The organism is Streptomyces sp. PH10-H1 (assembly GCF_030063355.1).
In the GTDB taxonomy this organism is placed as follows: Bacteria; Actinomycetota; Actinomycetes; order Streptomycetales; family Streptomycetaceae; genus Actinacidiphila.
Map to the genome: position 1 here is coordinate 50,611 of NZ_JASISZ010000045.1, position 19,051 is coordinate 69,661.

Consider the following 19,051-nt stretch of genomic DNA (forward strand, 5'->3'; position numbering starts at 1 on the left):
ATCACGGCGGCAGGACAGGCGCTACGGCAGGACGGCGATCCCGTCGAGTTCGACCAGCGCCTGCTCGTCCCACAGCCGGACCACGCCGACGACAGCCATCGCCGGGAAGTCCCGGCCGGCCAACGACCGCCAGAGGCGCCCCAGTTCGGCGGCGTTCTCCCGGTAGGCGCCGACATCGGTGGTGTGCACCGTGACCCGGGCGAGGTCGGCGGGGCCGCCTCCCGCGGCGTTCAGCGCGGCGAGGAGATTGGTGAGGGCCTGCTCGAACTGCTCGGGCAGCGTGTCGCCGACGACTTTTCCCGCCCGGTCGAGGGCGGTCTGGCCGGCCAGGAAGACCAGCGTGCGGCCGGTCGCGCTGACGGCGTGGGTGAAGCCGGTGGGCGGTGACAGTTCGTCCGGGTTGATACGCCGCAGACTCATCGGTACAGCTCCTTCGCGATGATGGTGCGCTGGACCTCGGTGGCTCCCTCATAGATTCGGGGCGCGCGCACTTCACGGTAGAGGTGTTCGAGAAGATGGCCGCGTTCCAGGGCGCGGGCGCCATGGATCTGGACAGCGGTGTCCACGGCGAACTGGGCCGTCTCGGTGGCGTACAGCTTCGCCATCGCCGAGCGCTTGGCGATGTCGGCCGCTCCGCTGTCGTACGCCTCCGCGGCCGCGTACACGAGCAGCCGTGCGGCCTCGGTGCGGGTCGCCGTCTCGGCGAGCGCGTGGGACACGGCCTGCAGATCCTTCAGCGGGCCGCCGAAGGCGGTGCGCCCGCCCGCGTGCGCGATGGCGGCGTCGAGCGCGGCCTGCGCCATCCCGACGGCGAACGCCCCGACGCTGGGCCTGAAGAGGTTCAGGGTGTCCATGGCCACGCGGAAGCCCCTGCCCGCCTCACCGAGCAGATCGCCGGCGGTGACGGGGACGCCGTCGAAGGCGAGACGGCCGATGGGGTGCGGGGAGAGCATGTCCAGGTGTTCGCCGGACAGGCCCGGCCGGTCGGCGGGTACGAGGAACGCCGTCACCCCGCGCGCCCCCGCGCCGGGTTCGGTGCGGGCGAAGACCGTGTAGAAGTCGGCCTGTGGGGCGTTGGAGATCCAGCACTTCTCGCCCGTCAGCCGCCAGCCCGCGCCGTCCGGCTCAGCGGCCAGTTCCAGTGCCGCCGCGTCCGATCCGGCGGCGGGTTCGGTGAGCGCGAAGGCGGCGACCGCCCGGCCCGCCGTGACCTCCGGGATCCACCGGGCGGCCAGCGCCGCGTTGCGCAGCACCGGATGCGCGCCCAGGCCCTGGAGGGCGAGGGCAGTCTCGGCCTCAGTGCACTCGCGGGCCAGCGACTCCCGCACCAGGCACAGGTCCATCGCCGACACCCGGCCGCCGGGCGGGAAGACCCGCTCCAGCAGGCCGAGTCCGCCCAGTTCCGCGAGCAGCGGGCGGTTGACGCGCCCGGGATCGCCCGCCTCGGCCAACGGCCGCAGCCGGCTCGCCGCGAGGGAGCGGACGTGGGCGCACCACTTCAGCTGTTCCGGGTCAAGCGCGAACGAGGGCATCGGGCGCCTCCAAGCGGTATCGCGTACCGTTGACTGTCGTCAGCAACACGTTACGCTGAATTCGTCCGCTCTCAGGTGCCAACGAAGGCGGTACCGCCATGGACCTGTTGCCCTCAGCCCACGTGGACACCTTCGCGCGCGACCATCTCCCGCCGCGCGAAACGTGGCCGGAACTCGCCTTCGAGCTGCCCGCCCTGCACTACCCCGACCGGCTCAACTGCGCGGCCGAACTGCTGTCCGGCGGCAGCCCCGGCTCCCCCTGCCTGCGCACTCCCGGCGGGGAGGTCTGGTCCTACGACGACCTGCGCGCCGCCGCCGACCGCATCGCGCACGTACTGGCCGACGACCTCGGCGTGCGCCCCGGCAACCGGGTACTGCTGCGCGGACCGACCACGCCCTGGCTGGTGGCCTGCTGGTTCGCGGTGCTCAAGGCGGGCGCGGTCGCCGTGACCGTACTGGCCGCGCAGCGCTCCGGTGAGCTGGCGACGATCTGCGGGATCGCGGCCGTCCGGCACGCGCTGTGCGACCTCCGGTCGGTCGACGACCTGGCCAAGGCGGAGATCCCGGAGCTCCGGATCACCACCTACGGCGGCGAGGCGCCCGATGACCTGCTGCGGCTGGCCGCAGGCAAGCCCGACCGGTTCCCCGCCGTCGACACCTCGTCCGACGATGTCGCGCTGATCGCCTTCACCTCCGGGACCACGGGCCGCCCCAAGGGCTGTATGCACTTCCACCGCGATGTGCTGGCCATCGCGGACACCTTCTCCGCCCAGGTGCTGCGCCCCCGCCCCGACGACGTCTTCACGGGCAGCCCGCCGCTCGGCTTCACCTTCGGCCTCGGCGGATTGGTGATCTTCCCGATGCGGGCCGGGGCGTCCAGTGTGCTGCTGGAACAGGCCGGGCCCGAGCAGCTGCTGGCGGCCGTCGCCCGGCACCGGGTGAGCGTGCTGTTCACCGCGCCGACCGCCTACCGGGCGATGCTCGGACAGCTCGGCGCCGACGCGGGCTCCGGCCCGTACGACGTGTCGTCGCTGCGGCGCTGCGTGTCGGCGGGCGAGAACCTGCCCGCCGCCACCTGGCAGGCCTGGCACGAGCGCACCGGCCTGCGCATCATCAACGGCATCGGCGCGACCGAGATGCTGCACATCTTCATCTCCGCCGCCGACGACGCCATCCGCCCCGGCACCACGGGCGTGCCCGTGCCCGGCTACCGCGCGCGGATCGTGGACGCCGACGGGCGGCCCGTCCCGGACGGCGAGCCCGGCCTGCTCGCGGTGCGCGGTCCCACCGGCTGCCGCTATCTCGCCGACGCGCGTCAGACCGTGTACGTACAGGACGGCTGGAACCTCACCGGCGACACCTACGTCCGTGAGCCCGACGGCTACTTCCGTTATGTCGCCCGCGCCGACGACATGATCATCTCGGCGGGCTACAACATCGCGGGCCCGGAGGTCGAGGAGGCGCTGCTGCGCCATCCCGACGTCCTCGAAGCGGCCGTGATCGGCGTCCCCGACGAGGAGCGCGGCCAGCACGTCCGGGCCTTCGTCGTCCTGCGGGCCGGCGTCGCGCGGGACGATGCGACGGTGGGGGCCCTGCGCGACTTCACGAAGGGCGTGATCGTGCCCTACAAGTGCCCGCGCGACATCGTCTTCCTCGATGCGCTGCCCCGCACGCCCACCGGGAAGCTGCAGCGCTTCCGGCTGCGCGACCTGGAGTGACGCGACCTGGAGTGACCAGATGACCGAGTACACCCCCGGTTCACTGATCGTGACCTTCTTCGGCGCCTACGGGCGAGCCGAACTGGGCGGCCGGGTGCCGGTCGCCGCCCTCGTCCGGCTCATGGGCGCGGTGGACATCGACCCGCGGTCGGTCCGCTCGGCCGTCTCCCGGCTCAAACGGCGCGAGTTCCTCGTCCCGGACCGGGTCGGCGGCGCCGCCGGATACGCGCTCTCCGACGACGCCCGCCAGCTCCTCGCCGACGGCGACCGGCGCATCTACGGGTCCCTCGCGAAGGGCGCGGAGGGCGCGGAGGCCGCGGAGGCCGCCTGGGTGCTCGCCGTCTTCTCCGTCCCCGAGACCGAGCGCCGCAAGCGGCACCTGCTCCGCTCCCGGCTGGCTCGGCTCGGCTTCGGCACCGCCGCCCCCGGTGTGTGGATAGCCCGCGCCCACATCCAGGAGGAGGCCCGCCACACCCTGCGCCGCCTCGAACTCAACGCCTACGTCGACCTGTTCCAGGGCACCCGCCTCGGGTTCGAACCCACCGTCACGGCCGTCCGCCGCTGGTGGGACCTCGACGCCATCGCCGAACTCCACCGGACCTTCCTCGACGCCCATGAGCCCGTCCTCGCCCACTGGCCCCACCGGTCCCCCGCCCCGCCGCAGGCCGCCTTCCGCGACTATCTGCGCGCCCTCGACACCTGGCGCCGGCTCCCCTACGCCGACCCGGGCCTTCCCGCGGATCTGCTCCCCGCCGACTGGCCCGGGGCTCGCGCGGCCCAGGTCTTCCGGGAGCTGCACGCACGACTGCGCGAAGCAGGCGGACGCTACGTGCGCGAGAACACTGGGGACCCCCGCGGCCAGTGAGGACAGCGCGGCCGGAGGACGCTTAACCCGGTGCAGCCCTGCCGGTCACGGCTAAAGCGTGAGCCGCGGCTTCGGGGCGTCCGTGCGGCCGCTCGGCGGGCGGCGGCTGCCGGCGGCGTAGGGCTGGGGCCACGCGGCCGCCGGGCCGGTGTAGTTCTGTTCCGCGGCGGCGTGCAACGTCCAGTTGGGGTCGTAGAGGTGGGCGCGGGCCAGGGCGCAGAGATCGGCGCGGCCCGCGAGGATGAGGGAGTTGACGTCGTCCCAGGAGGAGACGGCGCCGACGGTGACGACGGGGACGCCGAGTTCATTGCGGATGCGGTCGGCGTAGGGGGTCTGGTAGGAGCGGCCGTACTGGGGGCGCTCATCGGCGACGACCTGGCCAGTGGAGACGTCGATGGCGTCGGCCCCGTGGGCGGCGAAGGCACGGGCGATGGCGACGGCGTCGTCATCCGTGGTGCCGCCCGGCGCCCAGTCGGTGGCCGAGATGCGGACGGTCATGGGCCGGTCCTGCGGCCAGACGGCCCGGACTGCGTCGAAGACTTCCAGCGGGTAGCGCAGCCGACCGTCGAGGTCGCCGCCGTACGCGTCGGTGCGGTGGTTGGTGAGCGGAGAGAGGAAGGAGGAGAGCAGATAGCCGTGGGCGCAGTGGAGTTCGAGCAGGTCGAAGCCCGCGCGGGCGCCGCGCAGGGCGGCCGAGGTGAACTGCTCGCGGATGCCGGCGAGTCCGGCCGCGTCGAGCTCCTGCGGCACCTGGTTGACGCCCGGCCGGTAGGACACCGGGGAGGGCGCGACGAGCGGCCAGTTGCCGTCCGGCAGCGGCTCGTCCATGCCGTCCCACATGAGGCGGGTGGAGCCCTTGCGTCCGCTGTGGCCGAGCTGGAGGCCGATGGCGGCGGACGACTGGCTGTGCGCGAAGTCGGTCACGCGCCGCCAGGCCGTCTCGTGCTCGTCGGTGTACAGGCCGGTGCAGCCGGGGGTGATGCGGCCGTGCGGGCTGACGCACACCATCTCGGTCATGACAAGACCGGCGCCGCCGAGGGCCCGCGCGCCGAGGTGGACGAGATGGAAGTCGCCGGGGGTGCCGTCCACGGCCGAGTACATGTCCATGGGCGAGACGACGACCCGGTTGCGCAGGGTGAGCCCGCGCAGCCGGAAGGGGGTGAACATCGGCGGGGCGGCGGGCCCGGTGGCGGCGGGCCCGGTGGCGGCGGGCCCGGTTCCCTCGGTCTGAGGCAGTACGGCCCGTTCCACGGCATCGGTGAAGTCCCGGTCCCGCATCCGCAGGTTGTCGTGGGTGACGCGGCGGCTGCGCGTGAGGAGGTTGAAGGCGAACTGCAGCGGCTGCTGGCCGGTGTACTGGGAGAGCTGCTCGAACCATTCGAGGCTGGCACGGGCGGCGCGCTGGGTGCTCTCGACAACGGGCCTGCGCTCGGATTCGTACGCCGCCAGCGCGGCCGGCACATCCGGCTGTTCCTGCAGACAGGCGGCGAGCGCGAGCGCGTCCTCCATGGCGAGTTTGGTGCCGGAGCCGATGGAGAAGTGCGCGGTGTGGGCGGCGTCGCCGAGCAGTACGGTCCGCTCGTGCCACCACCGCTGGTTGACGACGGTCGTGAACGCGCCCCAGCGTGAGCGGTTGCCGTGCAACGCGTGGCCGTTCAGAGAGGAGGCGAAGAGCTTCTCGCAGCGGGCGATCGACTCGGCCTCGTCGAGCCGGTCGAATCCCGCGCGCCGCCATACGTCCTCCCGCATCTCGACGATGAAGGTGCTGGCGCTGTCACGGTAGGGATAGGCGTGGCCCTGCATGACGCCGTACTCGGTCTCGGCGATCTCGAAGCGGAAGGCGTTCAGCGGAAGGTCGGTGCCGAGCCAGATGTAGCGGCAGCGGTGGCCGGTCAGGCTCGGCTGGAAGACATCGGCGTGCGCGGCGCGGGTCGCGCTGTTGGCGCCGTCCGCGGCGATGACGAGATCGTGGCTCCGGGCCAGGGTGGCGGCGGCGGGGCCGGGTTCACGCAGCCGCAGCTCCACGCCGAGGTCGCGGCAGCGCTGGTGAAGGATCGCCAGCAGCCGGCGACGGTCGAGGGCGGCGAAGCCGTGCCCGCCGGAGGTGACCACTTCGCCGCGGAAGTGCACATCGATGTCGTCCCAGCGGGTGAACTCCGCCTGCAGGGCGCGGAAGACGACCGGGTCGGCGTGCTCGATGCCGCCGAGGGTCTCGTCGGAAAGGACGACGCCGAAGCCGAAGGTGTCGTCGGGGGCGCCGCGTTCCCACACGGTGATGTCACGCGCGGGGTCGAGGCGTTTGAGCAGCGCGGCCGCGTACAGGCCGCCGGGTCCGCCGCCGATGACCGCAATCCGCATCCGCGTCCGCATCGCTAGCGCCCTTCCCAGCGGGGCGGGCGCTTCGCGGTGAACGCGGCGTGGAATTCGGCGTAGTCGGCGCTGGTCATGAGAAGCGCCTGGGCGGCGGCGTCCATTTCGACGGCGGCCGCCAGCGGCATGTCGAGTTCGGCGGTGAGCAGCGCCTTGGTCTGCGCGTACGCCAGCGTCGGGCCGGCGGCGAGCCGCGCGGCCAGTGCGGCGGCCACCGCGTCGGCCTGTCCGTCGGCCGCCGTTTCGCTGACCAGGCCGATCCGCTGCGCCTCGGCGGCGTCGACCGTCTCGCCGAGCATCAGCAGCCGGGTGGCGTGGCCGAGTCCGACCATGCGGGGCAACAGGTACGCGGCCCCCATGTCGGCCCCCGCGAGTCCGACCCGGGTGAAGAGGAAGGCGAAACGGGCGGACGTCTCGACGATCCGGAAGTCGGCGGCCAGTGCCAGTACGGCGCCCGCGCCGGCCGCGATCCCGTGCACGGCGGCGACGACGGGGAACGGCGCTTCGCGGATCGCCCGGACGACCTGCCCGGTCATGCGGTTGAAGCCGAGCAGTTCGCCCGCGCCCATGGCGAGCGTGGCGCCGATGATCTCGTCCACGTCCCCGCCGGAGCAGAAGCCGCGGCCGGCGCCGCCCAGCACCAGCACCCGGGTCTCCCCGTCGTGCGCCAGCTCGGCGAGCAGATCGCGCAGATCGGCGTAGGCGCCGAAGGTGAGGGCGTTCAGCTTGTCGGGGCGGTCGAGCGTGACGGTGGCGATGCCACCGGCACGCTCCAGCCTCAGATGTCTCCACTGGCCGGTGGGGCTCGCGGAGCTCTGGAAGGGACTCATGCCACGTCCTCCTGGGCGGGGGGAGGGTGCGGACGCTCGCACTGCGAAGTTATCACTCATTCGTGACCGCCGTCACGACCACGAGATATCCGGGGGGGCCGTGGCGGAGTCGGGGCGTCAGCCCAGCGTGGCCACCAGGATCGCCTTGATGGTGTGCATCCGGTTCTCCGCCTGGTCGAAGACGACGGAGTGCGCGGATTCGAAGACCTCGTCGGTGACTTCGAGCGAGGTCAGGCCGTGCCGCTCGTAGATCTCCTGGCCGATCTTCGTCCCCAGGTCGTGGAAGGCCGGCAGACAGTGCAGGAACTTCACGTCCGCGTTGCCGGTGGCGCGGAGCACATCCATGGTCACCGCGTACGGGCCGAGGAGCTCGATCCGCTCGTCCCACACCTCCTTGGGCTCCCCCATGGACACCCACACGTCGGTGTGGACGTAGTCCACGCCGCGCACACCCTCCGACACGTCCTCGGTGAGCGTGACGCGCGCGCCGGTGCGCTCCGCGAGGCGGCGGGCCTCGGCGATCACCGACTCCTGCGGCCACAGCTGGCGGGGCGCGACGATGCGTACGTCCATGCCGAGCAGCGCGCCGGTGACCAGCAGCGAGTTGCCCATGTTGTAGCGGGCGTCGCCGAGGTACGCGTAGCCGATCCCGTCAAGCGGCTTGTCGCTGTGCTCGGACATGGTGAGCACGTCGGCGAGCATCTGGGTGGGGTGCCACTCGTCGGTGAGACCGTTCCAGACCGGTACGCCCGCGTACTGCGCGAGTTCCTCGACGATCTCCTGTCCCGCACCCCGGTACTCGATGCCGTCGAACATCCGGCCGAGCACCCGGGCGGTGTCCTTGGCCGACTCCTTGTGCCCGATCTGCGAGCCGGAGGGGTCGAGGTACGTGGTCCTGGCGCCCTGGTCGGCCGCCGCGACCTCGAACGAGCACCGGGTCCTGGTCGAGGTCTTCTCGAAGACCAGCGCGATGTTCTTCCCGGCCAGCCGTCCGACCTCGGTCCCCTTACGCTTGGCCGCCTTCAGCTGTGCCGCCAGCTCCACCAGGTAGCGGAATTCCTCGGGGCTGAAATCCAGCTCCTTGAGGAAATGACGACCCGTGAGGTCGATGGCCATGGGGACTCCTGGGTAGCGGCGGCGGAAGACCTTGGAAGTCTATACGACGAATGACATGATTATACAGTCCCCTATGCGCTATCCGCGCTATACCGCGTCGCGTTCGATGGGACAGCTCATACAGCGCGGGCCGCCGCGCCCCCGTCCCAGCTCGCTGCCCGGGATCTCGATCACCTCGATGCCGCGCTTGCGCAGGAACGTGTTGGTCGTGACGTTGCGCTCGTAGGCCACCACCACCCCCGGCTCGACGGCGAGCACATTGCATCCGTCGTCCCACTGCTCGCGCTCCGCCGCGTGCACGTCCTGCGTCGCGGTGAGCACCTGGATGTCGTCCAGGCCCAGTGCCGCCGCGATCGCCCGGTTCATGTGCTCCGCGGGATGGTCGGTGACCTTCAGGTCCCGCTCCTCCACGCCCGGCTCGATCGTGTACGAGGGCAGCATCCCCAGCCCGGCGTACTTGGTGAACGTGTCGCCGTCCACCATCGTCATCACGGTGTCCAGGTGCATGAACGCCCGCTTCTTGGGCATGTCCAGCGCCACGATCGTGGTCGCGGAACCGGCCGAGAACATCCGCTGTGCGAGCATCTCCACCGCCTGCGGGGTGGTCCTCTCGCTCATGCCGATGAGGACCGCGCCATTGCCGATGACCAGGACGTCGCCGCCCTCGATGGTGGACGGATATGCCGCCTGACCCTCCGACCAGATGTGGAAGCCGCCGCCCGCGAACAGCGGATGGTGCTGGTAGATCGCCTCGAAGTGCACGGTCTCGCGCCGCCGGGCCGGCCAGCGCATCGCGTTGATGCTGACCCCGTCGTAGATCCAGGCGGAGGTGTCGCGGGTGAAGATGTGATTCGGCAGCGGTTTGAGCAGGAAGTCGTCCAGCCGCATGGCGTGGAAGAGCACCGAGGTCGGCTCGGCGAACCGGTCGAGGAACTCGCGCTTGGTCATCCCGCCGACCAGTGCCTCGACCAGGTCGGGCACGGGCAGCTCGTCGAAGGACGCGCGCAGATGACTGGTGGCCAGCGGTCCGTACTCCTTCTCGTCGAAGACCCGGTCCAGCACCAGCGCGCGAGCCTGCGGGACCGCCAGCGCCTCCCGCAGCAGGTCACCGAAGAAGTGGACGTCGACCCCGCGGTCGCGCAGCACGTCCGCGAAGCCGTCGTGCTCCGCGCGCGCCCGGCGCACCCAGAGCACGTCGTCGAAGAGCAGCGCGTCCTTGTTGGACGGGGTCAGCCGCTTCAGCTCCAGGTCGGGTCGGTGAAGGATGACGCGGCGCAGCCGCCCGGCCTCGGAATCCACGTGAAAGCCCATGGACACAGTCCTTCCCCTCTCACGGGCGCCTCGCACGCCCCGGCACCGGATGGACGTGTCGGCCGGTATTTCGGTGCCGGGCCGATGCCGGAGCAGGTGCCGGGCAGGTGCCGGGCAGGTGCCGGGCAGGTGCCGGGCGGGCTCGTCCGTGAGCCCGCCCGGCCGGGCTGGACAGTGGTCAGAGCCTGGGGTCGACCGGTTCCGACTCCAGGGCGAGCACCGCGAAAACCGCCTCGTGGACGCGCCACAGCGGCTCGCCCGCAGACAGCCGGTCCAGCGCCTCCAGGCCGAGCGCGTACTCGCGGAGCGCGAGCGAGCGCTTGTGGCCCAGGGCCCGGGAACGGAGCCGGGCGAGGTTGTCGGGGCGGGTGTACTCGGGACCGTAGATGATCCGCAGGTACTCGTGGCCCCGGCACTTGATGCCGGGCTGCACCAGCCGTCCGTTCCCGCCGCGCACCAGGGCCTGGAGCGGCTTGACGACCATGCCCTCGCCGCCGGCGCCGGTCAGTTCCAGCCACCAGTCGGTGCCCGCCGCGATCGACCGGTCGTCGCCGGTGTCGACGACGCGGCGGCGGGTCGACTGCAGCAGGCCCGTCGGGTCGTTCGCGGCCAGCCGGTCGATCAGCGCGAGCTGCTCATCGTGCGGGAGCGCGGCCAGGCTGCGGCCCCGGGCGGCCAGGATCTGGAAGGGCGCGAGCCGCACTCCCTCCAGGCCGTCGGTGATCCAGCAGTAACGCCGGTAGGCGTCGGTGAACGCGGCGGCGTCGGTGGCCCGGCCGCGCTGGCGGGCGAGCAGGTCCGTCACGTCGGTGCCCCGGGCCCCGGCCGCCTCCAGGGCGGCGATCGCGCCGGGGAACACCGCGCCGGAGGCGGCGCCCACGGCGGCGTACTGCCGGCGCAGCAGGCCGGACGCCTTGAGCGACCAGGGCATCAGTTCGGCGTCGAGCAGCAGCCAGTCCGTCTCCAGCTCGTCCCAGAGTCCGGCGGCGGTGACCGCTTCCCGCAGCCGGGCGAGGATCTGCTCGGTGACCTCCTGGTCGTCGAAGAACGGCCGGCCGGTGCGGGTGTGCAGCGTGCCGCTCACCCCCGGTTCGGTGATCCCGAAGCGCGCCTGCGCCACCGCGGCGTCGCGGCAGACCAGCGCGACCGCGCGCGATCCCATGTGCTTCTCCTCGCACACCACCTGGCGCACGCCGTCCGCGCGGTAGGCGGCGAAGGCCTCGCGCGGGTGCTCCAGATAGCCGTACTCCTGCGACGTCGCGCAGGGCGACATCGTCGGCGGCAGGTAGGCGAGCAGCCGCGGGTCGACCGCGAACCGGCTCATGACCTCCAGTGCGGCGGCCGCGTTCTCCTCACGGACCGCGACCCGGCCGTGCTGTGATGTCTCCACGGCGCGGCGGCCCGTGACATCGGCGAGGTCGAGCGGGCGTCCGTCGTGGCCGTCCGGTGCCTCGGTGACGAGCGGCTTCACCGGCTCGTACCAGACCCGCTCGGCCGGCACGTCGACGAGCTCGCGCTCGGGCCAGCGCAGCGCGGTCATCTTCCCGCCGAACACCGCCCCGGTGTCGAGGCAGATGGTGTTGTTGATCCACGAGCTGTCCGGGACGGGGGTGTGCCCGTACACGACGGTGGCGCGGCCCCGGTAGTCCTCGGCCCACGGGTAACGGACCGGCAGGCCGAACTCGTCGGTCTCGCCGGTGGTGTCACCGTAGAGCGCGTGCGAGCGGACCCGGCCGGAGGTACGGCCGTGGTACTTCTCGGGCAGGCCGGCGTGACAGACCACGAGCCTGCCCTCGTCGAGTACATAGTGGCTGACCAGCGACTCGATGAACTCCAGCGCCCTGGCGCCGAATTCCGGCTCCTCCTTGGCGGTCTGCTCCAGCTGCCCGATGGTCTCGGCGAGGCCATGGGTGTGCTGCACCTTGCGGCCCTTGAGATAGCGGCCGAGCTTGTTCTCGTGGTTCCCGGGCACGCACAGCGCGGTGCCGGCGGCGACCATGCCCATGACGAGGCGCAGCACACCGGGGCTGTCGGGACCGCGGTCGACCAGGTCGCCGACGAACACGGCAGTGCGGCCCTGCGGGTGCGCGGCGCCCACCGGGCGTCGGGCCGCGTCGCGCTCCAGGGTGTAGCCGAGCTTCGTGAGCAGGGTCTCCAGCTCGGAACGGCAGCCGTGAATGTCGCCGATGATGTCGAACGGGCCGCCCAGGTGCCGGAGATCGTTGTAGCGGCGCTCCAGCACGATCTCGGCACCGTCGATCTCCTCGGTACCGCGCAGGATGTGCACCTTGCGGAAGCCCTCGCGCTCCAGGCCGCGCAGGGAACGGCGCAGTTCGCGCTGGTGGCGCTGGATGACGTGCTTGGGCATCCCGGCCCGGTCGGGGCGCGCGGCGTTGCGCGCGGCGCAGACCTGCTCGGGCACGTCGAGGACGATCGCGATCGGCAGCACGTCGTACTGACGGGCCAGGTCGACGAGCTGCTTGCGGCTCTCGCTCTGCACACTCGTCGCGTCGATGACGGTGAGGCGCCCGGCGGCGAGCCGCTTGCCCGCGATGTAGTGCAGGACGTCGAAGGCGTCACCGCTGGAGCCCTGGTCGTTCTCGTCGTCGCTGACCAGGCCGCGGCAGAAGTCGGAGGAGAGGATCTCGGTGGGCCTGAAGTGGCGGGCGGCGAAGGTCGATTTGCCGGAGCCGGTCGCTCCGACCAGGACCACAAGGGAAAGGTCGGTCACGGGAAGCGTGCGCTTGCTGGTCATGCGGCCGACTCCTCCTTCGGGATCTGTTCGGTCGGTTCGGACTGCTCGGCCGGTTCGGGCTGCGGGGTCTGTTCGGGCTGCGGGGTCTGTTCGGGCTGCGGCGGGGTCTGCGTGAGCTGTGCGGTCCGCTGGGTGGTCCGGGTGAAGACGGCCAGCTGCGTCGGCGGGCCGACCTCGGGGTCGTCCGGTCCTACGGGTACGTACGCCACGTCGTATCCGTGCCGCCGCGCGACCCGGTCCGCCCACTCGCGGAACTCCGCACGGGTCCACTCGAACCGGTGGTCCGCGTGCCGGACGTGTCCGGCGGGCAGCGTCTCCCAGCGCACGTTGTACTCGGCGTTCGGGGTCGTGACGACGACGGTCGCGGGGCGCGCGGAGCCGAAAACGGCGTACTCCAGGGCTGGCAGCCGCGGCAGGTCGAGGTGCTCGATGACCTCGCTGAGCACGGCGGCGTCGTATCCCTTGAGCCGCGCGTCCGTGTAGGCGAGAGAGCCCTGCAGGAGCTTGACCCGGGCTGCCTTCCGTTCGCCCATCCGCTCCAGGCGCAGCCGGCGGCCAGCTTCGTTCAGCGCCCGTACCGATACGTCGACGCCGATGATCTCGGTGAAACGGACGTCCTTCAGCAGCTCGCCGACCAACTGGCCCTGGCCGCAGCCGAGGTCCAGGATCCGGGCCGCGCCCGCGGAGCGCAGCGCTTCGAGGATCGCGTCCCGGCGCTGGGCCGCCAGCGGCACGGGCCGGTCCTCGGTGTCGGCGCTCTCGTCTACCGCGTTGTCGATCTCCTCGACCTCGATGTCGTCGGCGTCGGCGAGCCGGGCCAGCTCCAGGCGCTCCATGGCCTGGCGGGTCAGGGCCCAGCGGCGGGACAGATAGCGGCTGGCGATCAACTGCTGCTCGGGGTGGTTCTCCAGCCAGCCCTCACCGAAGCGCAGCAGCTTGTCGACCTCGTCGGGCGCGATCCAGTAGTGCTTGGAGTCGTCGAGGACCGGCAGCAGGACATACAGATGCCGCAGCGCGTCGGACAGTCGCAGCTCGCCCTCGAGCGTCAGCCGCACATACCGCGAGTCGCCCCACTCGGGGAACTGCGGGTCCAGCGCCACCGGTTCGGCCCCGACGGTCCAGCCGAGCGGCTCAAACAGCGCCCGCACCAGCGCGGCACCGCCGCGGGCCGGCAGCACCGGCACCTCGATCCGCAGCGGCAGCGGGGCCGCAGCGCGCTCGGGGTGGGTGCGGCACTCGCCCCGCAGCGCGCTGGAGAACACCGTGCGCAACGCCACCGCCAGCAGGGACGAAGCCGCGTACGGCCGGTCGTTCACATACTGCGCGAGCGCGGCATCGGGCGCGCCGCTCCGGCTCTTGCCCTTCGCACGCCGCACCAGCGCCACCGGATCTACCTCCAGCAGAAGCGCGGCCGTGCAGGTCCGCGCGGACGCCTCCGGGTAGAAGACGTGCGCGGCGCCGTAGGAGGTCGAGAAGGCCTGGGCCCTCTCCGGGTGCTTGTGCAGCAGGAATCCGAGGTCCGTCGCGGGACGCTCGTCGCTGCCGGTGAGGGATATCGTCAGGAACACACGCCCGAGTATCGCCGCGTTCACCCGCCGCCACCAGGCATTTTGGCCAGGGCCTGTTCGACCGATCATGGGCGGTCAAGGCTCCCCCAGCTACCGCTGGGGGAAATGGGACCGTTCATGATCCGTCGGACAGGCCGTGGGCCTCTTGGCGCATCACCTCCGCCAGTTCGGCGATCTGCGCGGGGCCCACCCGGCAGCAGCCGCCGATCAGACGGGCGCCCGCCGACTCCCAGTCACGGACCCGGGAGGCCTCGAAGGTCGCGCCGCCGTGCCACTGCCGGGCCTGTGCGTCCCACTCCTCGCCGCTGTTGGGATAGACCACGACGGGCTTGCCGGAAACCTCCGCGGCGACCGCCACCGCACGGTCCGCGTCATGCGGGGCACAGCAGTTGACGCCGACGGCGATCACCTCGTCCCGCCCGGCGGCCAGCGCGAACGCGGCCTCCATCGGCTGCCCGGCGCGGGTCCGGTCCCCGTCGATGCTGAACGAGAGCCAGACCGGCAGGCCGATCCCCTCCACCGCGCGCAGCAGCGCCTCCGCCTCGTCCATGTCCGGCACCGTTTCCAGGGCGAGCAGATCCGGACCGGCCTCGGCCAGCGTCTCGATCCGCGGCCGGTGGAAGCGCTCCAACTCCCGCACGCTCAGCCCGTACCGCCCCCGGTACTCGCTGCCGTCCGCCAGCATCGCCCCGTACGGGCCGACGGACGCCGCGACCAGAATGCCGCCACGGCCGCCCGCGGCACTCCGCGCCAGGTCGACGCTGCTGCGCAGCAGTGCCGACGCCGCCTCGCGTCCCGTCCCCCGGCGGGCGAAGCCATCGTAGGTCGCCTGGTAGCTGGACGTGATGAGTACCTGCGCTCCCGCCCGGACATACGCTGCGTGCGCCGCCTCGATCTGCTCGGGTGCGTCGGCCAGCAGCCGGGCCGACCAGAGCGGATCGGTCAGGTCGCAGCCCTGTGCGGCGAGCTGGTTGGACAGCCCGCCGTCCAGGACGAGCGGGGTGCCCAGAGTGAGGTCGGGCGGCATGATGCTCCTCGTTTCGTGTGCCGGGCCGGGTCTTCGTGTGCCGGACTCTTCGTGTGCCGGGCCGGGCCGGGCCGGGCCGGGTCAGGGTTCAGCGGTCGGTGACGAGGTGAAGATCCATGGCTCCCATCCTCCACGCCGGACCGCCCCGCGCGTCAACCGTGCGTACGGTGCACCGATCTTGTGCCCCGGCTGGTGAATATCCACTGCATCGCCTCCCCACGGGGGAAAACCACAGTGACCGGGGCGGCGCGTGATCGTTGGCTCGGGCGGAGCCGGACCGCCCGGCCCCAGGGCCCAAGGAGGCCGCCATGTCCCAGGAGACCGCGCCCGGGCCGGGAGCCGGGGCCCATCCGCCCGCACCGGCTCCCGAAAGGTCTGCTGCAGCAGATGGAGGAGCTGATGGCCTCGCTCAACGCCGACCTGGCCGGGCTCGACGCCGATCTGCAGTCGGCCGGCGAGCGCAACCTGGTCCGGGGTGAGCCAGGGTCCGTTTCATGAGCCCCGCCTGACCGGCCGGCGGCCCACCCTCGCCATCCGGTGGGCCGCCCCACGGCACCCGTCGCGAGCTGTCATATCCGGTCCCCCGGCCGTTCCCCCGACCCGTCCTCCGACGTCCGTTCCCCGGGCCGTTCCCCGGGCCGTTCCCCGACCGCGCGGAGCAGCGCGCAGACCCGGTCCTTGGAATCCTCGGCGGCGTCGACCGCGTCGATGCACTGCCAGTACACCGCCTCGTCGTCCGCCGAGCAGGCCACCCCGACGAGCGCCGCCCCCAGCTCCGACAGCAGATCCCGCAACTCCGTCAGCGCACGGGCCGGTTCCCGCACGCCGGTGAGTATCGCCGCCCGGACGGCGTCCATCCGGGGGCCAGGGACCCCCACCGGTCCGCAGCCCCGGCCGCCGCCCGCCTCGCACACCGAGAACCCGGCGGCCCGCAGCTCCGGCGGCCCGTGCAGGGCCAGATGGCCGCCCACCGCCTCCGCGAGCGCCTGCGCCTGCCACGCCTCCGTGATCAGATCCTGGACCTGCCACGCCTGTTCGAGCGCGTGCCGGGTGGCCATGATGAGCCGTACCGCGTCCATGATGTGCTCCCCCTACCGCTCCGGGCTACCGTCCCATCACCCAGAGTGACGGTCGGTGGCTGCGAACGGAAGGGGGGGTCTCCGCGCCTGTGGACAACCCGCCGTTTGTGGATAATCCGGTCACCCGGTCGAGTGAATAGTGCCCGGCCCTTCGTCCTCCGACGGCACCGGGAAGCGTAGTTCGTTGCAGTCGATCTTCGCCGCGAGGGCCTTGAGCGCATCGATCCCCAGCACTTCGCAGAACTGCAGCAGATACGCCAGGACGTCCGCCACCTCGTCCTCCACCCGGTGGGCGGTCCCGGCGTCGTCCATCACCCGCCCCGCCTCCTCCGGAGTCATCCACTGGAAGATCTCCAGCAGTTCGGACGCCTCGACGCTCAGCGCCGCGGCCAGGTTCTTGGGTACGTGGTACTGCTGCCAGCGCCTGGCCGCCGCGAAGGCGGCCAGGCGGTGCTGCAGTGCTCGCAGATCCTCGCTCATCCGCACAGGTCTACCGCATGGTGGGCGCCGACCGCGTCGGCACCCGCTCACCGGCCCCAGCACCGGCCCCCGAAGCGGCGCCGGCCCCGGCACCTGCCACCGCCTCGACCTCCGCCTCCCCTGGCTCCGCGTTCCCCGGCCGCCGCGAGGGGACGAAATCGATGACCGACACCCCGCCGAGACCCTCGGCGACCGAGGCGTCGTGCACCACTCCCAGCAGCCGGATGTGGCCGCGTTCCGCCGCCATGCCCGCGAGAGCGAGCAGTTCCCTGGCCTGCCGGCGGTCCAGTCCCAAGTCGAGTCCGTCGCTGAGCACGGTCAGCACCTGGGCGGCGGGAAGGAGCTCTGCGCTCGTGTCGACCTCCAGCACTCCCGGCCCGGTGAGCAGGACCAACGCCATGGCCAGGAAGCGCAGTTCCCCGTCCCCCAGCCGGTCCACCGGCACCAGCCCCAGCGGCCCGCGGTCCACCGCCGCGATCACGGCCTCCAGCGTCGGCCCGCGATCGGTTCCGGCCAGCCGCGACCGGAGGACGGTCAGCCCGTCGACCGGCGGGCTGCAGACCGCCCGCATCGCCCGTACCAGCGCCGCGTGCCGCGTACGGCACTCGCCCTCGGTCCTGGCCAGGACCGCCGAAAGGTTCTCGCACCCGCTGCGCAGCATCCCGTCCCGCGTGTCCACCGGCGCCCGCATCGCATCCGGCCGGGGGGCGACGGGGAACACCCCCCGTAACGCCATCACCAGTTGCTCGACCGCCGCCAGCACCAGGCGCTGGCCCTCGGTCCGTCCCGCGACCCGCAGCGGCAGCAGCGCCGTCGCCAGCAGATCGTCGGGCAGCGGCGCACGGGTGACGGGCACCAGTCCCGCCGTGTGCCAGGCCGCCTGGACGGTGCGCCGTCCCGGATCTCGCAACGCGGTGGTCAGCAAGGTCTCCCCCGCACCCGTCAACCGCTCGCCGACGATGCGCAGTTCGGGCTCCGCCTGTACGGCGACATCCAGCCGGACCGGTCCGACGGGACCGGTCACGGTGCAGCCGATCCGGAATCCACGCCGCCCTTCGGTGTCCGGCTGCGCGCCTTGCGGCACGCAGGCCGCCGCCCCGCCGCGCACGCACCCCGCCTCTTCCCGCCCCTCGGGCCCGCCGGTCCCGTCGAACACGGCGCCCAGCGTCTCGCCGCCCGCGAGCCTCCCCAACGCGGTCAGCGCCTCCAGCACGCTCGACTTCCTGGGTCCGCTCGCCCGGGCGAGCAGGGTGAGCGGACCCAGGGCGAAGCTCGCACCGCGGTGCGACTTGAAGGCGGATAAGCGCAGTTCCGTAACGGCGGGACGCGCACTCGTCATATTCATATCGGTGAACGTAGTCAGCTTTCGCGGTGGCGAACCGTTACGTCAGCCCGGCGTCCTCCGAACGGGCGAAGCCCGGGAGGATGATCTCCATGGGAGTCACCGACTCCGGCCGGCGACCGACGGCCGGCGACTGACCGCTGTCAGAGCCCTGCTCTACGGTGGGCGGCGTGACGAGCTATGTGGCGCTGCTCCGCGGGATCAATGTGGGCGGCAAGAACAAGGTACCGATGCAGACCCTGCGCGAGCTGCTGGCCGGACTGGACTGCACGGACGTACGGACCCATCTCCAGAGCGGGAACGCCGTCTTCGGCCACCCCCGGGCCGATCCGGCGGAACTGACCACCTCCCTGGAGGCGCGCATCAAGGAGGAGCTGGGGCTCACCATCCGCTGCCTCGTGCGGGAGGGCGCCGATATCCAGCGGGTGGTCGACCGGAATCCGTTCGCCATGGACGGCATCGACACGTCCCGGTTCCTGGTGACCTTCCTGTCCGGGCCGCCGGCGCCGGAGCGGCTGGCCGGTATCGATCCCGCGGCCTACGCGCCGGAGGAGTTCCGGCTCGCCGACCCCAAGGCCCCGACCGAGATCTATCTGCATCTGCCGGACGGCGTGCACAAATCGCGTCTCGCCCTGCTCTTCACCGACAAGAAGCTGGGGGTGACCGCGACGGCCCGCAACTGGAACACCGTGACCAAGCTCGCCGCGATGGCAGCGGAGTAGGCCCCGCCTGGAACACCCGTCCGCAACGCAGGACCCGAACGCCGGACCGAGCACGCCGGACCGAGCCCGTCCGCCCGGAGGAAGATCGGCCCGAGGGAGTCACCCCTGGCGCGTCAGGCCGCCTTGGCCAGGATCGCGACGCATTCGACGTGATGCGTGAGCGAAAACATGTCACCCCGGGTCGAGGTGAATAAAACTGCAGCTCAGGCCAATGCCGGTGAGTTAGTGCAACGCTGCTGGTCAGACGCCTGAGCGCATGGGTTTCGATGGTTTCTTCCATGGTGACGTTGGGTAGCCCGTTGCGGTCTGGTGAGGGTTTGGACGACGGGCGGACAC

Annotated in this window: 15 protein-coding genes; 3 read left to right on the top strand and 12 right to left on the bottom strand. The window is 72.0% G+C overall.

Annotated elements, in window-relative coordinates:
- Positions 1-21 precede the first annotated feature (21 nt).
- Both QMK24_RS25125 and QMK24_RS25130 read right to left on the bottom strand, forming a co-directional pair.
- Complete coding sequence (locus QMK24_RS25125; RefSeq protein WP_283469041.1) at positions 22-420, bottom strand: RidA family protein; 399 nt, start codon at positions 418-420, stop codon at positions 22-24.
- Positions 417-1,532: an acyl-CoA dehydrogenase family protein gene (locus QMK24_RS25130; protein WP_283469042.1), complete on the bottom strand. Its 1,116-nt coding sequence runs from the start codon at positions 1,530-1,532 to the stop codon at positions 417-419. The genes QMK24_RS25125 and QMK24_RS25130 overlap by 4 nt, the downstream gene beginning before the upstream one ends.
- Before the next feature lie 98 nt (positions 1,533-1,630).
- Between QMK24_RS25130 and QMK24_RS25135 the strand changes: the two genes are divergently transcribed.
- Together QMK24_RS25135 and QMK24_RS25140 are read left to right on the top strand one after the other, a co-directional pair.
- Positions 1,631-3,250, top strand: a complete 1,620-nt coding sequence (locus tag QMK24_RS25135) for an AMP-binding protein (protein WP_283469043.1) — start codon at positions 1,631-1,633, stop codon at positions 3,248-3,250.
- Positions 3,251-3,269: 19 nt separating this feature from the next.
- Positions 3,270-4,115, top strand: coding sequence for a PaaX family transcriptional regulator (locus QMK24_RS25140; RefSeq protein ID WP_283469044.1), 846 nt, complete (start codon positions 3,270-3,272; stop codon positions 4,113-4,115).
- 51 nt (positions 4,116-4,166) lie between these two features.
- On the opposite strand, the gene QMK24_RS25145 is transcribed toward QMK24_RS25140, so the two are convergent.
- The 10 genes from QMK24_RS25145 to QMK24_RS25195 all read right to left on the bottom strand — a co-directional run bounded on the left by QMK24_RS25145 (position 4,167) and on the right by QMK24_RS25195 (position 17,996).
- Positions 4,167-6,473, bottom strand: coding sequence for a bifunctional salicylyl-CoA 5-hydroxylase/oxidoreductase (locus QMK24_RS25145; protein WP_283469045.1), 2,307 nt, complete (start codon positions 6,471-6,473; stop codon positions 4,167-4,169).
- 14 nt (positions 6,474-6,487) lie between these two features.
- On the bottom strand, positions 6,488-7,315 hold the full coding sequence (locus QMK24_RS25150) for an enoyl-CoA hydratase family protein (protein ID WP_283469046.1): 828 nt from the start codon (positions 7,313-7,315) through the stop codon (positions 6,488-6,490).
- A gap of 117 nt (positions 7,316-7,432) precedes the next feature.
- Positions 7,433-8,431: an ornithine carbamoyltransferase gene (gene argF / locus QMK24_RS25155; RefSeq protein WP_283469047.1), complete on the bottom strand. Its 999-nt coding sequence runs from the start codon at positions 8,429-8,431 to the stop codon at positions 7,433-7,435.
- An 87-nt stretch (positions 8,432-8,518) separates the two neighbouring features.
- Positions 8,519-9,742: an arginine deiminase gene (locus QMK24_RS25160; protein ID WP_283469048.1), complete on the bottom strand. Its 1,224-nt coding sequence runs from the start codon at positions 9,740-9,742 to the stop codon at positions 8,519-8,521.
- Between the two features lie 178 nt (positions 9,743-9,920).
- Complete coding sequence (locus QMK24_RS25165; protein WP_283469049.1) at positions 9,921-12,497, bottom strand: polynucleotide kinase-phosphatase; 2,577 nt, start codon at positions 12,495-12,497, stop codon at positions 9,921-9,923.
- Complete coding sequence (locus tag QMK24_RS25170; protein ID WP_283469050.1) at positions 12,494-14,065, bottom strand: 3' terminal RNA ribose 2'-O-methyltransferase Hen1; 1,572 nt, start codon at positions 14,063-14,065, stop codon at positions 12,494-12,496. Before QMK24_RS25170 ends, QMK24_RS25165 begins: the two co-directional genes overlap by 4 nt.
- Positions 14,066-14,180: 115 nt before the next feature.
- Entirely contained in the window at positions 14,181-15,092 is a 912-nt protein-coding gene (gene mmuM, locus QMK24_RS25175; RefSeq protein ID WP_283469051.1) for a homocysteine S-methyltransferase, read from the bottom strand.
- Between the two features lie 569 nt (positions 15,093-15,661).
- Positions 15,662-16,171 carry a DUF6099 family protein gene (locus tag QMK24_RS25185; RefSeq protein WP_283469052.1) on the bottom strand — a complete coding sequence of 170 codons (510 nt, stop codon included), beginning with the start codon at positions 16,169-16,171 and terminating at the stop codon, positions 15,662-15,664.
- A gap of 120 nt (positions 16,172-16,291) precedes the next feature.
- A complete protein-coding gene (locus QMK24_RS25190) occupies positions 16,292-16,651 on the bottom strand; it encodes a nucleotide pyrophosphohydrolase (RefSeq protein ID WP_283469053.1) in 360 nt (119 codons plus the stop codon).
- A gap of 10 nt (positions 16,652-16,661) precedes the next feature.
- Positions 16,662-17,996: an AAA family ATPase gene (locus QMK24_RS25195; protein WP_283469054.1), complete on the bottom strand. Its 1,335-nt coding sequence runs from the start codon at positions 17,994-17,996 to the stop codon at positions 16,662-16,664.
- Between the two features lie 167 nt (positions 17,997-18,163).
- Here QMK24_RS25195 and QMK24_RS25200 point away from each other — a divergent pair, with 167 nt between their 5' ends.
- Positions 18,164-18,715, top strand: a complete 552-nt coding sequence (locus tag QMK24_RS25200; protein WP_283469055.1) for a DUF1697 domain-containing protein — start codon at positions 18,164-18,166, stop codon at positions 18,713-18,715.
- Positions 18,716-19,051: the final 336 nt, after the last annotated feature.